We start from the raw sequence: 14,483 nt of genomic DNA, 5'->3' as shown, positions 1-14,483 counted from the left end.
GCTCATCCTAGATCGCTGCCTCGCGCGGGGCAAGGCGCTCAAGCCCTGCGGGTGCGTCCTCCCGACGACGCACCGCGCGATTCGAGGCCGCGCTCGATTCCGTCGAGCATGAGGTTCAGGCCGAACTTCATGCGCGCGTCGAAGTCCTGACTGGTGAACGGTCCTTTGACCGCGGCGATGTTCGGGTACCTCTCGCGATCGACCTGACTCGTCAGCGTCGCGGGGTCGAAGCCCTGCGCGGCCTGTTCTTCGACCACGAAGCCAATGACGAAGTGCACCAGGCTGGAGCATGACCATGCGGCCTCCCTCTTTCCAAGCCCTGCGTCGCGCAGGGCGCCGAGAAGCACCTCCCCCAAGGTCAATGTGTTTGGCTCCGCGACGAAGGTGCCCGCGAAGACGCGGGCTCCATCGCGGTGCGCGAGCAGGGCGCGGCGGAGCGCCATCAATTGTTCGACGATGCGCGCGCGCCATTTCTCGGGTTCGCCGTCGGCCTGGAGCGCGGTGTCGGTGAGCATTTCTTCGGCCATGGCGGCCACGAGGCTCTGTTTGTTCGGATAATGCCAATAGAGCGCACCGGCCTGGACACCGAGTTGGTCGGCGAGGCGCCGCATGGTCAACGCTTCGGTGCCGACCTCGTCCAAGAGAGCGAGCGCCTCGCTGAGAATTCGTTCCTTCGTGAGACGCGGCATGCCCGGCCTATCCCTAGCACAGGTGCACTTGACACGTCGGCCCCCAACCCTAACTTGAACATTGTTCAAGTTGAACGACGTTCAATGATAAATGGCGTCTTCTTCGAGAAGGGGCTCCTTCTTTCGAGAAGGCTTCCTTCGAGAAGGGGTTCCTTCTTCGAGAAGGCTTCTTTCGAGAAGGGGTTCCTTCTTCGAGAAGGGCTTCTTTCGAGAAGAGTCTTCTCCTTCGAAAGGGCTTCTTTCGAAGGCTTCTTTCGAGAAGAGTCTTCTCCTTCGAGAAGGGGCTTCTCCTTCGAGAAGGATCTTCTCCTTCGAGAAAGGTCTTCTTCCTCGAGAAGGATCTTCTTCTTCGAGAAGGAGATGCGGATTGAAGTTTTTGGGACGAGAAAAATCCTTCCTCTTTTTGGAGGAGTGGGGGTGGGAAAGGGACTGGACAACAATGGTGGATGTGGTGATTGCGGGGGCGGGGCCGGTGGGGTGTTTTCTTGCGCGGGAGCTTCGGCTTGCGGGCGCGCAGGTCGTCGTTTTGGAAGCAGAGAAGATGCGCTCGCCCTATTCGAAGGCGCTCACGATGAACAGCCGCTCGCTGGAGTTGCTGCAGATGCGCGGACTGGCCGAGCGGTTCATGCGCGAGGGCGTGCTGCTGCCCACGGCGCACTATGCCGTGCTGGACACGCGCCTTGCGTTGGCACCGCTCGATACCAAGATTCCGTACACGCTGGCCCTTGCGCAACGGCGCACCGAGGAATTGCTCGAGGCCGCGGCCCGTGAATTCGGCGCGGAATTTCGCTTTGCACACGCCGTTTCGGCGCTCCATCACGACGAGGGCGGCGTCGAAGTGCACGTGCGCAGCGCCGACGAGGGCGACTACATCGTGAGGGCGCGTTACGTCGTTGGGTGCGACGGTGCACGAAGCACGGTGCGCTCGTCCGCGGGCATTTCGTTCCCGGGGACGGACGCGACCATGACCGCCTTCCAAGGCGACGCCCGGCTCGCGCAACCACCGACCGTGACCGCCATCGTCAACGAACGCGGCGGCATGATGATGCTGCGGCAAGCCGACGGCTCCTTCCGCGTCGTCATCGTCGACCCGACACGCATGCACATCCCAAAGGAGTGCCCTCCCGCCGAAGAAGAGCTACGGGATGCCATGCGCCGCATCGCCGGCACCGACTTTGGCCTCACCGAGACCCTCTGGCTATCGCGCTTCGGCAACGCCACCCGGCAAGCCGCCTCGTACCGAAAAGGCCGCATCTTCCTCGCCGGTGACGCGGCGCACATCCACTTCCCTGCCGGCGGCCAGGGCATGAACGTCGGCCTCCAAGATGCGAGCAACCTGGGTTGGAAGCTCGGCGCGGTCCTCCGCGGTGCAGCCCCCGAGGCCTTGCTCGACACCTACCACGACGAGCGACATCCCATTGGCGCGGACGTCCTCGAGAACACCCGGGCGCAGGAGGCCCTCATCGGATTCACTCCGCAGATCGCCGCGCTCCGCGCCACCCTGGCCGAGCTCCTGACTGCCCCCGAAGCCAACCGCCGCCTCGCCGAAAAGGTAACCGGCATCGGCATCGACTACGGCCGCGACCGCGCGCATCCGTGGGTCGGGCGTCGCCTGCCCGACCTTCCCACGACCGACGGCGCGAGCGCATTCCAACGGATGCACGCAGGGCACTTCCTCCTGCTCGACGGCGGCGTCGAAAACGCCTCGCAGCTGGTCGAGCCCTGGATGGATCGCATCACCGTCGCACATGCCGACGTCGCCGGCGTGCGCCCAGGCCTCGAGAACGCGGGAGCCATCCTGGTCCGCCCCGACGGCCACGTCGCCGGCGTTTTGAACGCGCACTGAGTCCCTCTTCTCGAGCCATGCGCGCGTCGCGAGGAGCTCTGCCGGTAGACAGCACCGCGCTCCACGGCGAAGAAAGTACAAACGGCGGCGTGATCGCGCATCCGCGCAATCTCAGACGTTCCTCCGCTGGCCTTCTCTCTGCCAGATAAAAATGAGGGTAGGAAAAGTTCCGGTGAAAGCGAGCAGTGTCTGCAGCTTCCCCAACGAGGTTTCGGTCACCGGTCCGCGCCCGCTGCGCTTCCCATAGATTGGATGAACCGGCGGCAGTAAAACCTGACGCGTCGCCGCCGCCGGACGTCACGCCCACTGCAACGCCGAGATCGATGGAAGGTCTCAGCCGCAGCGGGCGCGCCGTCCGGCTTTCCTCGCGAAGAAAAACGATCGACCTCCCGCCGATCGCCGAAGCTATCGGCACCCCCGCGTGGTCAGAGCCACAAAGAGAAGTGGGGGCCCAAGGGAGGTCGATCATGCGTAGCGTAGGCCTGGATTTAGGAGCGCGCCACATCGCTTATTGCGAGGTGTGCGATGGGAAAGTCGTGGAGCGGACGAGCGTGCAACAGATCGAACAGCTCAAGGGTCGATTGGGGCCCGGGACGCTTCCGGCCATTGTCGCCTTCGAGGCAGCGCGAGAGGCTTGGTTCGTCCATGATCTCCTCCGAACCTGGGGACACGAGCCGAAGATCGTCGACACCACGCGACTCAAGACGATCGGGATAGGACACCACAAACGCAAGAACGATGCGCTCGATGCCGAGCACCTCGCCATCGCGGTCGAACAGGGGCGCATTCCCGAAGCCCACGTCCTATCGGTGGAAGGTCGAGAGCTTCGCGAGCAGTTGAGTGTCCGACAAGCGCTGGTTGAGACCCGCGCGGGTTACGTGACCACGATCCGCGGCCTCGCGCGTGCACATGGGAAACGTGTTGCTACGTGCGATATCAGCAACTTCGTGACGCACTTGGAAGCAACCGAGATGAATCCTGGCTTGCAGAAGCTTGTTGCGCCGTTAGCCGCCATGCTGAAAGTACTCGACGAGCAGCTCGTGAGAGTGGAAGAGAAGTTGCAGAACTTGGCAGGGCGAGATCCTCGGATACGTCTTTGCGCCACAGCCCCCGGTGTAGGGCTCATCGTCGGGGCCACGTTCATGTCCGTCATGGACGATGCCCACCGTTTCAAGAATGCCCATGCGGTGAGCGCCTATCTCGGACTCGTTCCGTCCGAATCGACCACGGGAGGACCGAGCAAGCGTCGTCTCGGAGGCATCACCAAACAAGGAAACCCTCACGCGCGAGCCATGCTCGTGCAAGCAGCCCACAGCCTACTGCGCACGCGCAAGCATGCCGGGGACCCCATTCGTCTTTGGGGAATGAACATCGCCAAGAAAAAAGGAAGATCGATCGCGGCTGTCGCCGTGGCCCGACGTCTTGCTGGTGTGCTCTGGGCGATGTGTCGTGATGGGGCTTTCTACGACCCGAATACGGCCACAAAGGGGACTTTCCAGAAAAAGAGCATGCGTGGAAGCGATGAAACTCAGCGCACCGTTGCGCTCCGGCGCGCGACCAAGAAACTTCAGCGGCGATACACTCGCCGTAAGACTTCGGAGGTCACCATGACGTGACCCACCCGATGCGCCGCAGAGCGCGCGACGTTTTGAGAACCCATTGGAGGACGATGAACGCGGGGAGAGCGGTGTGAGCACGACCGAGGTAACGCCAAGGTCGAGAGCTCGCCCCGTAAATTGCGTCTCGCTCCGCCCTACGAATCCCATACTGCGTCCCGGGGCTACCCGCGACCATCGCTGCCCGGTGAACGCGAAGAGTCAATTGACGGCAAACTCGAAACGCACGTCTGGCGGCCCATCTTTTTCAAAACGCAGCGGGCTCGTCTCGAGCCACAGGAGAGCTCCATGCTTCGCCAAAACACCTCCTCCCGGACGACGAAGAAAAATCCGAAGAAGAAGAAAATCGCCTTGCATAAACCGCCGGTACAGAGTCACCGCTCCGCGTGTTGGTCCCGCCGGCGAGGCTCCCGTAGGAGTGGTTCCTCGCTATCAACAGGCACGTGGAGGGCTGTTGCGTCCCACTCGTACCTGTCGCAACCCATCGTCCTGATCTGCGACCTTGCGGGCGCGGTGTCCGGAGCACCGCGCACGAAGGTCTGCCCCGATGCATTGCCAACGCAGTGCCAATCGCATTCACCCGCAAAATGCGCCCATTCGCGCGCGCGCCCCCCTGTCCGGGACAGATCTAGGCCTGTCCCGGACACCCGCCCCCCGCCTGGCTAAGCGCGAAAGAGCTCTTCGACCTCGCGCCAACTAGAGACGCGAGCGTAGCCCGTCACGTTCACGTTGTGCGGGGACGAGAACAAGATGCCGCGGCCCTGGAAGCCGGCGAGATTGCGTGGGGTGTCGTCGATCAGGGCGTCGGCGTGGAGGATGCTCTTGTTGCCGCAGAAAACGATGTGACTCGGCTCGATGAAGGGGAAGTGCTGGGCCAGCCAGCGAAACTTGGGCCCGAACGACCCAGGAAACTCCATGGCCGCCGTGGCGATGAACACCTCGTGATCCTCGGCCAGCCGGCGCAGCACCTCCTGGCTGTCCTTCATCACCGGTAGATCGGCAAAGAAGGCTCCCTGACGCAGCAACTCCAGCAGCTGATTGCCGTGCTTCTCCGGAATGAAGTCGTAAAGATCTTTCCCGACGACGTCCGCCAAGGTCAACGAATGGCCGCATTCGGTGTTGAGCCACTCCAGTTGCTTGATCAGCGTGTCGGCCAGCACTTCGTCCATATCAACCGCGATCCTCATGCCGCTTACGTTTCGGTCTACCCACTCATTTGTCCAATGAAATAAACGGAGCTTGGTGATAAGAATTGGCTATGAAATTCGAGTGGCTGCGTTCCTTCGTCGTCTTGGCTGAACGCCTTCACTTCGGGGCCGCCGCGCAGCTCTTGAATCTGAGTCAGCCCGCGCTGAGCAATCAGATACGGCAGTTGGAGGAGCAGCTCGGGGCGCCGCTCTTCGATCGCGGCCGACACGGAGCGAAGCTCACCGACGTGGGAAGGGTCTTCCTCGAGGAGGCGCGCGGCCTTCTCCAACATGCCGATCGCGTCGTGGAAACGGGCCGGCGTGCAGCCCGCGGGGAGACGGGCCACTTGGTCGTGGGATTCGGGTTTGCCACCATCGTTCTCGTGCCGCGCCTCGTATCGAAGTTCCGAAAGCGCCGCCCCGAAGCGCGAATCGACCTTCACGAGATGTCCAGCCACGACCAGATCGATGCGCTGCGAGCCGGCCGCATGCACGTCGGCTTCATCCGCATGCCCATTTCCAAAGAATTTCGTCAGCTACCGGTCCTCGAGGATCGGCTCATGCTCATCGTGCCCGCGCTCGCCGCCAAGCGTGAGCGACCTCGAGCAGCGAACTTGGCGGACTATGCCCGGGCCCCGTTCATCATGCCGCGGCGAAGTCTATCGGTGAATCTTCACGACCATATCTTTCGCATGTGCAGCAAATACGGATTTCATCCGAGGGTCGTGCAGGAGGCCAACGAGGACCGGACGATTCCTGCATTGGTGGCCGCCGGGCTGGGCGTTGCGCTCATTCCCGAATCGCAGTTGAGACCGCGCATCGAGGGCATCACCGTGCACGCGCTCGATGACGAGATGGCACGCTGGAGGGTCGGGGCGGCGTGGCGGCGAAGTCGAGGCGGCCCGCTCACCATGGAGTTTCTGGAAATACTAAAAAGCGAGTTGAACCGAGCGCAGACTGAGCGGTCGATGGCAGATGAGGCCTACGAGGGCCGCAAGGCCCGAGTGAACATGAAGCCCAGCTGAAGGGACTGCGCAGTCTTGTGTTACATTTGCCCCGCATGGTCGGGGATGGTGGTGATGATCGGGATTAAGGACGTGGCGCGCCGTGCCGGAGTATCGGTCGGCACCGTCTCCAACGTGGTGAATCGCCCGCACGTCGTATCGCTGGCGACTCGAACCAAGGTGCTCTCGGTCATCGAAGAGCTCGGATACATTCGCGACGAATCGGCGCGGCAGCTGCGGGCAGGCAAGAGCCGCATCATGGCCGTCTTGGTGCTCGATCTGGGCAACCCGTTCTTCGTCGACATCGCGCGCGGGGCCGAACAAGCCGCGCACGAACAGGGCCTACAAGTCATCACCTGCAACAGCCGCCAGCGACAGGACGCCGAGGCGACGTACCTGGCCATGCTCGCCGAGCAGCGGGTTCGCGGGGTGCTCCTCTCGCCGGTCGACAGCTCGAGTGAGAGCCTCGAGCGCTTTCGCCGCAGCGGCATTTCCTGCGTCTTCGTCGATCGACGCGTCCCTACGACGGAGGCTTGTTCCGTCTCCGTGGACGACGTGGAGGGCGGCGCACTCGCGGCACGGCACCTCGTGGAAACGGGGCACACCCGCATCGCCTTCGTCAACGGCCCGAGCATCCTCACCCAGTGCCGCGAACGCGAAGAGGGCCTGCGGCGCGTGCTTTCGGAGGCACCCGGCCCCGAGCGCCAACTCACGGTCATCGAGGGCGCGGGGACCGACGTCGCCTGTGGTCGCGATGCCGGGGCACGCTTGCTCGGCGTCAGCCCGCGCCCCACCGCCGTCGCCTGCGCGAACGACCTTCTCGCGCTGGGCGTGCTTCAAGTCATGGTCGGCGCCGGTGTACGCGTCCCCTCGGAGATGGCCATCGTCGGCTACGACGACATCGAATTTGCCGCCGCCGCCGCCGTCCCCCTCACCTCCGTGCGGCAGCCCGCCGTGCGACTCGGGCGAACCGCGGCGGAGATGCTCATCGCCGAAACCGCCGAAGATCGCTTCGTCGGCGAGACCGACACACACCAGCACCGCACCGTCGTCTTCGCCCCCGAGCTCGTGGTCCGCGAATCGAGCCGCGTGCAACGTTAGGCCACTTCAGGCAACTCTAGGTCGCCTCAGGAGCGATGGCGCGGCAGCCGCCGAAGTCGGTTGGCTCGAAGAGCCGAAGAATCTCACTCTCACCTTCGCCAACCACCTCGAGAAAGCGGCGCCCCCAGGCGACCGCCTCGGCCTTCGTCTCCACTTGAATGAGGCAGAAGCCCGCGACCAGCTCCTTCGCCTCGGCGAAGGGCCCATCGGTGACGATGGTCTCGCCGCCGAAGCGCTGCAAACGTGCGCCCTCCGAACTGGGCGCGCATCCTTCGGTCGACAGCAGCACACCGGCCCGGGTCATTTCGTCGATGAGCTTTCCCATCGCAATCATCTCGGCCTCGCTGGGCTCCGCGGCGATCTCTTGGTCCTTGCGCGGCTTGTAAATGCATAGGTATCGCATGATCGTCTCCCGCGGTGATCAGTTGGAGGCCTCGACGTGGGACTTCGACGTGCTTTCGGAGAGGGCCTTCAGGGAAACGAGGCCGCGCTCGAAATCGCCGCCGATCATCTTGTCCATGTCCATGAACAGGCCGAACGCCTTGGAGACGAAGTTCATGTCACCGTCGAGTGCCCACGTGGCCTTCGTGCCCGTGGCCGTCGGGGTGAACGTGAAGGTGGCCACGTCGGTGGCCTGCATCGGCTTGAGGAACGCGAGCTCGATGGTGATGAGCGACGGCTTCTCGCTCTTTTGAAGGGTCATGCGGCCGGCGCCGGCCCCGGCTTCGCTCGACCAAGCATATACGGCGCCCGTGCCGGCTCGTGGCCCCTCGAAGGTGCGCTGCATCTTCGGGTCCAATTTCTCGTAGGGCGACCAGTCTACCCAAGCATGAAAGTCGTTGACCTGATCGAACGCGAACTGCGGCGGTGCAGCAATGTCGATGGATCGCTCGACGTGGAACTTCGACGGGCGCGTGGCCACGACGATGAGGAACAACACGATGACGGCAGCAACGCCCGCAGCAATCTTACGGAACATGACGGACCTCTTTCTCCCTGACCTCCCCCCCGGGGGGGAGGTTCTACAGGTCGTCGAACGAGGGACCGTCGGATCGACAGGGCGGAGAAGATTTTTCGAAAGAGATCTAACCCACCGATATTACGAAGCTTTCACCTTGAGGATGTCTCCCTGGCCGATGCGGCGCAAGAACTCCGCGCGGATGCGGTCTCCCACGTCGCTGACCACTTGCGAGCCGTCGCTGGCCGGATCGATGTGGACGCGGAAGGGACGCTTGCCGTGCGGGCGACTCACCACATCGGCGATCGCGCGGGCCACGTCGCCCACGTCGGAGTCGGGGGGCTCGGTGGAGGCCAGGCCCTTGAGGAGGTCGTCGCCAAATCCGGCATACGGGCCGTGATGGTACTCCGCCGCGCGGGCGGCGTCGGCGGGCTGGCCGGCGTTCCGGAAGTGGTTCGTTCCGATGGTGAATGCCCCCGGCACGACGATCGATGTCTCGATTCCCCAGCGCACGAGCTCTCCGGCGTAGCTCACCGCGAGCTGGTCCATGGCCGCCTTCGCGGCAAAGTAGGGCGCCAGATACGGAGGCGTGCCTCCGCGTACCGAGGAACTGGAGACCCAGACGAGAAGACCTTTGCCGCGTGCACGCATGAGGGGCAAAACCGAGCGGTTCACGCGCTGCGTGCCGAGAACGTTGGTATCGAACAATTCCGCATATTGTTCCGGCGTAAAGGCTTCCGCGGGGCCGAAGACCATGTGCCCCGCATTGTGAACGAGCACGTCCACCCCGCCGCTCGCACTCACGATGCGGCGCACGGCCGCATCGACCGACGACTGCGACGCAATGTCCATCTCGATGGCGCGCAGATCGGTGTTCGTCTGCTCGGCGAAGGTCTTCGCGGCATCGGCCTGGGCCGCGTTGCGCCCCTTGATGTCGCGCATGCTGGCATAAACGGTGTGCCCTGCCCGGGCGAGTTCGCGCGCCGTGAGGGCGCCCATGCCGCTGGAAGCTCCGGTGATGAGGATGACGTTTTTCATGACTGAGATCTCCACTGTTCGATTCAGGTTCAAAAAGAGAAGCCACCGTTGGTGCGCACCACTTGCGAATTGACCCAGCTGCCATCCGGCCCGGCGAGAAAGGCCACGACGCTGGCAATCTCCTCGGGTTGGCCGATGCGCTCGAGCGGGGCGAGCTTGGCCAACTGGTCGATCTGGGCTTCCGTCTTGCCGTTGAGAAACAGGTCCGTCCCCGTCGGGCCAGGAGCCACCGAGTTGACGGTGACATTGCGACCGCGCAGCTCGTTGGCGAGAACGTGCACCAGCGTCTCGACACCCGCTTTGGCCGCGAGGTAGGCGCCATAGTTCGCGAATGCCTTGGGGATCGCGCTGGTGGAGAACGCGATGATGCGACCGCCCGATTGAACGTGCGTTGCCGCCTGCGACAGCATGAGGAACGCTCCGCGGAGGTTGGTCGCAATCACCCGATCGAACGCCGCGACATCGGCCCCAGCTATGGGAAACAGGGGCATCACGCCCGCGCAATTCACCACCACGTCGAGCCTGCCAAGCGCTTGCAGCGAATCGACGAAGAGCCGCTTCACATCCTTCTCGTCACTGACGTCGGCCTGAATCGCGACGGCAAACCCACCGGCCGCTTCGATCTCCGCCACCACCTCCTGCGCCTTGGCCGAATTGCCTGCGTAGTTCACCACGACGGCGAACCCGTCCTTGGCCAAGCGAAGTGCCACCGCCTTGCCGATGCCACGCGAAGCCCCCGTCACGATTGCCCCTTTTTTAACCTGTGCCATTGTCGTTTCTCCTTGTTGGTCCGCGGTTCGTCCGCGTCGACAAGGGAGAGAATGGGTTGCGGGAGCCCATACTTCCAATGCATAGTGGCAATATCGATTATGCGTCTGACGCAACTCCGACAGGCCGATCTAAACCTACTGGTCGTCTTTGCCGTCCTGGCGGAGGAGCGCAGCGTCTCGCGCTCGGCATCGCGCTTGGCGCTGAGCCAGCCTGCGGTGAGCCGCGCCCTCCAACGTCTGCGCGACCTCTTTCGTGACGATTTGTTGATTCGCACGGCCACCGGCTACGAGCCCACGCCCAAAGGACAGCGAATGCTCTCGGAGCTTTCGGCGATCCTTCCACGGCTCGATCGCATGCTGGCGGGGGCCGACTTCGATCCGGCCGAGGAAAGCGCCACCTTCCGCATCGCTTGCACCGACAACGCCGCGCAGGTGATTTGCCCATCGCTGTGCCGCACGATCTTGCCGGCGTCGAAGCGGGTCACGTTCCAGTTCCTCGCCTGGCACGATGGCTCGCTCGAAGAGCTGGAGCACGGCCGGCTGGACCTCGCCTTGAATGCCGACGACGGCCACGCGCCCGAGCGATTCCACCGCGAGGTCATCTACGAGGACGAATTCGTCTGCGTCGTCTCCAAGGACAGCCCGCACACGAGGCGCATCACGCTCAAGCAGTACGCGAATGGCCTGCACATTGGAATTGGCACCTTGGCCGGCCGCCAAACGATTCCCGAACAGCGCCTGATGGCCCTGGGCTACCAACGCACCTGCGTGCTCGAGGTTCCCTATTTCGTCGCCGCCATGCGCTGCATTCCGGGCACGGATCTAATTGCGACCCTCCCCAAACGACTCATGGCCGGCGAGCCCCACGATCCGCGCATCCGCGTCTTGGAACCGCCCCCGGAGCTCACCGGCTTTCGCTATTTGATGATCTGGCACCCCCGCGTCCATACCGACGCGGCCCACACCTGGCTACGGTCCGCCATCCGGCAAGCGTGCCGCAAAGGTGTACTGGCCTGAGGCAACGGTGCGTTCACCGCCCCCGAATGGGACGCTGACCGTGGCGGTGGTGTTGGGCGGGACCGTGACGTTCAGCGAAAAGACCCGACCCGCGATTTTCCAATCGCTGACGATGGTGCCGTGAATGGTATCGAGCTTTCCACTCGCAGACTCGAGACCGCCGCCCGGGCGGGGACGCACGAAGAAGTGCTTGTACCCGGGGTGGGCCTCGTCCAGTTCGATGCCCGCGATGGTGGCGTACATCCATTCGCCGACCGAGCCGAGTGAATAGTGATTGAACGAGTTCATCCCCGGATCTTGAAATTGCCCATTGGGGCGGATGCCGTCCCAGCGCTCCCAAATGGTGGTGGCGCCTTTGTTGACGGAGTAAAGCCACGAGGGGAATGTGTCCGTGTTCAAAAGACGGTATGCGAGATCCACGCGGCCATAGGCCGTAAGCACGGGCAGCAGGTGCGCGACGCCGACGAATCCCGTGCTGAGGTGACCACGGGCCTCGACGTCCGCCATGAGATGGCTCGCGGCGAGGCTGCGTAGGTTTTCAGGGAGGAGCTCGAAGCGAAGCGCGAGCGCGTACACGGTTTGCGTATTGCTGCGGACGGTGCCGTCGGCGCCGACATAGGCGTTCTTGAATGCATCTTTGATGGATGCGAAGAGCGCGCCGTAGGTATGGGCATCGGCATCTTCGCCGAGAATGCGTGCGATGCGCGCAACGAGATCGACGCTATGCGCGTAAAAGGCAGTGGCCAGGACTTCCTTGTCGGTATCGGCGTCGATGGATAGCCAATCGCCGTAATCACTGCCGCGCTGGTTTCGCCATAGAAAATCGGGATTTGCCGTTCGAATATGCTCGACCCATCGCACCATGGCCGCGTAATGCTCGCGCAAAATGCGTGTGTCACCGTAGGCGAGGTACATGGTCCAGGGGACGATGACGCCGGCATCGCCCCAGGCGGGGGTGCTGCCCCAGGTGCTGAAGCTCGGCGCAAAGTCGGGAAATGCCCCGTTGGGCGATTGCGCATCGTCCACGTCGCGGGTCCATTTCGTGAAGAAGCTGGCCACGTCCATGTTGAAGGTCGACGTTCTTGCAAAGACTTGCGCATCGCCAAGCCAACCGAGGCGCTCATCGCGCTGCGGACAATCCGTGGGCACGGAGACGAAGTTGCCTCGCTGGCCCCACACGATGTTGCTCTGCAGACGATTGATGAGCGACGACGATGTCGCGAAGGCGCCCGACGGCGTCATGTACGAGTGCAAGACGACGCCGGTGATCGTGCTGGCGTCGGGCTTCTTGGCAAGGGCCGCCGTATCGCCCGAAAGCTCGACGTAGCGGAAACCATGCGTGGTGAAGTGCGGGTCGAAGATCTCTTCCGCGCCACCCCGCAAGGTGTACACGTCCGTCGCCTTGGCACCGCGCAAATTGTCGGTGTACAGCGTTCCGTCGGGATTGAGCACCTCGCCGAAGCGAAGTTGGAGCGTGCTCCCACGAGCGCCCTGCACGCGGAGCCGCGCGCGACCGACCATGTTTTGCCCGAGGTCGAAAAGGAAAACGCCGGGACGCATTTCCTGGACCGACACGGGGGTGAGCTCCTGCGTCGAGCGCACCCCCGCGGTGACGTCAGCCACGAGGGCGCGACTGGGGGCGTCGTTCGGGATGACTTGGACGGCTGGCCAGGCGCCATCGTCATAATGGGCCGTGGACCAGCCATCGAGCTCGTTACGGGCGTCGTAGACTTCCCCGTCGAGCAGATCGGCCGCGACGATGGGCCCCTCGTGGGACTTCCAGGTGTCGTTGCTGGCCACGATGGTGCGCGTGCCATCGTGGCGCTCGATCTCGAGCTGGACGAGCGCGCGGTTCGGACCGGCGCCAAAGTGGTCACCGCGGCCTACGAAGCCGACTTTGCCGTTGTACCAGCCGTCCGCCACGACGGCACCGAGCGCGTTGTCACCGTCCGCGAGCAGCGCGGTCACGTCGTAGGTCTGGACTTGGAGCCGCTGGCGGTAATCGGTAAAGCCGGGCGTGAGGTACTCGTCGCCGACCTTTTGGCCATTGAGCCACACTTCGTACACGCCGAGGGCCGTGGCGTAGATGCGCGCGCGTTTGGGCTTTTCGGTCCGAAAATCCGTGCGCAGGTAAACCGGGGCCGAGCCGGCCTTCGGTTTGCCCCACGGGCCGCCGCCATACGCCGCGAGCGCCTTTGCGGAGGGCCACGCGGAGTCGTCGAAAAGGGCGGTCGACCAGGCCGGAGAGGAGGATGCGGAGGCTTTCCAGGAGGCGTCGCTGGTGAAGGTGATGCTCGAGGACGCGCCGGTGGTGAAGGCGATGTCCGCGCGAGCGAGCAGGCCTGCGGGGCTCTGCGAAGTGTTCACGGCGCGAACGGCGAGGACGTTGGTTCCGGGTGTCAGCAAATGCTCGAAATTGAAACGTTTCACATCCTCCCAGCGCTTCGCGTAGCCCAGGCTCGTTCCATTGACGAAGAGTTCGAACTCGTCGTCGACGGTCATGATGCACGTCGCGGCGGTGATGTTGGCGCCCGCGGGCAGGGTGAACGACTTTCGGAAATAGCGCTCACCGGCGGGCGCACTGGTGACGGGATCGCCTTCGGGAAACCAGATCCACTGCGCGGAGTTCAACGTCGGCGCGGGTGTGGAGGACGCGATCCACTTGGCCTGCCAATCGCCGGTGGAGAGTGCGCGCTCCCACCATGCCGTCTCGCTCCACGCCGTGGCCGTGCCCTTCTCGTCCCAGACTCGGACCTTCCACCAGGCCCGCTGGCGCGATGAAATTCGTGCTCCAACATAGGAAATTTGGGTGGTTTCGTCGGAGGAGACCTTGCCGCTGTCCCAGAGATCGCCGCGGTTGTCGGCGAGGGCCTCGCGCGTACTCGCCACGAGGATGCGGTACGCCGTCTGGCGTTTGCCCGCCGCTTCGGAGAGCAGCTGCCAATCGAACCGCGGCTGCTCGACGTCGATGCCCAACGGGTTCACGCGGTACTCCGTCCGCAGGCCCGCCACACGAAGTTCGTAGGAGGACAGGGTACGCTCGTCGGCGGATGCGGCTGGGTCGTCCCTCGATGGAGGCCCCGCACATGCGACGCCGATCGAGAGAGCGCTCATCAGGGTGCCCGCAACACGAAGAGATGCCGTCTTCATGGATGTCCCCTTCTTGGATCGGATCCGCTCCGAAATTGAAACGTATCAATCCATAAAACCGAGGACCCGGATCGGCAAGAAAAAGATGCGCTCTCGAATTTGCTCGC

At 63.6% G+C, this 14,483-nt stretch carries 13 protein-coding genes; 5 read left to right on the top strand and 8 right to left on the bottom strand.

Annotated elements, in window-relative coordinates; genetic code table 11:
• Positions 1–38 precede the first annotated feature (38 nt).
• Both LZC95_01510 and LZC95_01505 read right to left on the bottom strand, forming a co-directional pair.
• Positions 39–689, bottom strand: a complete 651-nt coding sequence (locus LZC95_01510) for a TetR/AcrR family transcriptional regulator C-terminal domain-containing protein (protein WXA95518.1) — start codon at positions 687–689, stop codon at positions 39–41.
• A gap of 65 nt (positions 690–754) precedes the next feature.
• Positions 755–1,126 carry a hypothetical protein gene (locus LZC95_01505; protein ID WXA95517.1) on the bottom strand — a complete coding sequence of 124 codons (372 nt, stop codon included), beginning with the start codon at positions 1,124–1,126 and terminating at the stop codon, positions 755–757.
• 2 nt (positions 1,127–1,128) lie between these two features.
• Here LZC95_01505 and LZC95_01500 point away from each other — a divergent pair, with 2 nt between their 5' ends.
• The gene (locus LZC95_01500; GenBank protein WXA95516.1) at positions 1,129–2,535 is read left to right on the top strand and encodes an FAD-dependent monooxygenase; all 1,407 of its coding nucleotides are present in this window, start codon (positions 1,129–1,131) and stop codon (positions 2,533–2,535) included.
• Between the two features lie 467 nt (positions 2,536–3,002).
• Positions 3,003–4,151, top strand: coding sequence for an IS110 family transposase (locus LZC95_01495; protein WXA95515.1), 1,149 nt, complete (start codon positions 3,003–3,005; stop codon positions 4,149–4,151).
• A gap of 662 nt (positions 4,152–4,813) precedes the next feature.
• On the opposite strand, the gene LZC95_01490 is transcribed toward LZC95_01495, so the two are convergent.
• Complete coding sequence (locus LZC95_01490) at positions 4,814–5,338, bottom strand: hypothetical protein (GenBank protein WXA95514.1); 525 nt, start codon at positions 5,336–5,338, stop codon at positions 4,814–4,816.
• A 71-nt stretch (positions 5,339–5,409) separates the two neighbouring features.
• On the opposite strand from LZC95_01490, the gene LZC95_01485 reads away from it, so the two are divergent.
• Positions 5,410–6,363, top strand: a complete 954-nt coding sequence (locus LZC95_01485; protein ID WXA95513.1) for a LysR substrate-binding domain-containing protein — start codon at positions 5,410–5,412, stop codon at positions 6,361–6,363.
• 54 nt (positions 6,364–6,417) lie between these two features.
• Complete coding sequence (locus tag LZC95_01480) at positions 6,418–7,443, top strand: LacI family transcriptional regulator (GenBank protein ID WXA95512.1); 1,026 nt, start codon at positions 6,418–6,420, stop codon at positions 7,441–7,443.
• Positions 7,444–7,459: 16 nt separating this feature from the next.
• On the opposite strand, the gene LZC95_01475 is transcribed toward LZC95_01480, so the two are convergent.
• From LZC95_01475 to LZC95_01460, 4 genes are all read right to left on the bottom strand, one after another.
• A complete protein-coding gene (locus tag LZC95_01475; protein WXA95511.1) occupies positions 7,460–7,846 on the bottom strand; it encodes a YciI family protein in 387 nt (128 codons plus the stop codon).
• Positions 7,847–7,864: 18 nt separating this feature from the next.
• Positions 7,865–8,422: an SRPBCC family protein gene (locus LZC95_01470; GenBank protein ID WXA95510.1), complete on the bottom strand. Its 558-nt coding sequence runs from the start codon at positions 8,420–8,422 to the stop codon at positions 7,865–7,867.
• 120 nt (positions 8,423–8,542) lie between these two features.
• Positions 8,543–9,439 (bottom strand): SDR family oxidoreductase, encoded by an 897-nt coding sequence (locus tag LZC95_01465; protein WXA95509.1) that lies wholly within the window; start codon positions 9,437–9,439, stop codon positions 8,543–8,545.
• 29 nt (positions 9,440–9,468) lie between these two features.
• Positions 9,469–10,209 (bottom strand): SDR family oxidoreductase, encoded by a 741-nt coding sequence (locus LZC95_01460; protein ID WXA95508.1) that lies wholly within the window; start codon positions 10,207–10,209, stop codon positions 9,469–9,471.
• Positions 10,210–10,293: 84 nt separating this feature from the next.
• Here LZC95_01460 and LZC95_01455 point away from each other — a divergent pair, with 84 nt between their 5' ends.
• A complete protein-coding gene (locus LZC95_01455; GenBank protein ID WXA95507.1) occupies positions 10,294–11,226 on the top strand; it encodes a LysR family transcriptional regulator in 933 nt (310 codons plus the stop codon).
• On the opposite strand, the gene LZC95_01450 is transcribed toward LZC95_01455, so the two are convergent.
• A complete protein-coding gene (locus LZC95_01450) occupies positions 11,179–14,376 on the bottom strand; it encodes a glycoside hydrolase family 78 protein (GenBank protein WXA95506.1) in 3,198 nt (1,065 codons plus the stop codon). The genes LZC95_01455 and LZC95_01450 overlap by 48 nt on opposite strands.
• Positions 14,377–14,483 lie beyond the last annotated feature (107 nt).

This window comes from Sorangiineae bacterium MSr12523 (assembly GCA_037157775.1).
GTDB lineage: Bacteria > Myxococcota_A > Polyangia > Polyangiales > Polyangiaceae > Pendulispora > Pendulispora brunnea.
This window is presented reverse-complemented; position numbering and strand designations above follow the sequence as displayed.

Excerpts from the sequence above, each read along its gene's own strand:
- LZC95_01510 (WXA95518.1), bottom strand. The coding sequence starts at position 689 with ATGCCGCGTCTCACGAAGGAACGAATTCTCAGCGAGGCGCTCGCTCTC.
- LZC95_01500 (WXA95516.1), top strand. The coding sequence starts at position 1,129 with ATGGTGGATGTGGTGATTGCGGGGGCGGGGCCGGTGGGGTGTTTTCTT.
- LZC95_01495 (WXA95515.1), top strand. The coding sequence starts at position 3,003 with ATGCGTAGCGTAGGCCTGGATTTAGGAGCGCGCCACATCGCTTATTGC.
- LZC95_01490 (WXA95514.1), bottom strand. The coding sequence starts at position 5,338 with ATGAGGATCGCGGTTGATATGGACGAAGTGCTGGCCGACACGCTGATC.
- LZC95_01485 (WXA95513.1), top strand. The coding sequence starts at position 5,410 with ATGAAATTCGAGTGGCTGCGTTCCTTCGTCGTCTTGGCTGAACGCCTT.
- LZC95_01480 (WXA95512.1), top strand. The coding sequence starts at position 6,418 with ATGATCGGGATTAAGGACGTGGCGCGCCGTGCCGGAGTATCGGTCGGC.
- LZC95_01475 (WXA95511.1), bottom strand. The coding sequence starts at position 7,846 with ATGCGATACCTATGCATTTACAAGCCGCGCAAGGACCAAGAGATCGCC.
- LZC95_01470 (WXA95510.1), bottom strand. The coding sequence starts at position 8,422 with ATGTTCCGTAAGATTGCTGCGGGCGTTGCTGCCGTCATCGTGTTGTTC.
- LZC95_01465 (WXA95509.1), bottom strand. The coding sequence starts at position 9,439 with ATGAAAAACGTCATCCTCATCACCGGAGCTTCCAGCGGCATGGGCGCC.
- LZC95_01460 (WXA95508.1), bottom strand. The coding sequence starts at position 10,209 with ATGGCACAGGTTAAAAAAGGGGCAATCGTGACGGGGGCTTCGCGTGGC.
- LZC95_01450 (WXA95506.1), bottom strand. The coding sequence starts at position 14,376 with ATGAAGACGGCATCTCTTCGTGTTGCGGGCACCCTGATGAGCGCTCTC.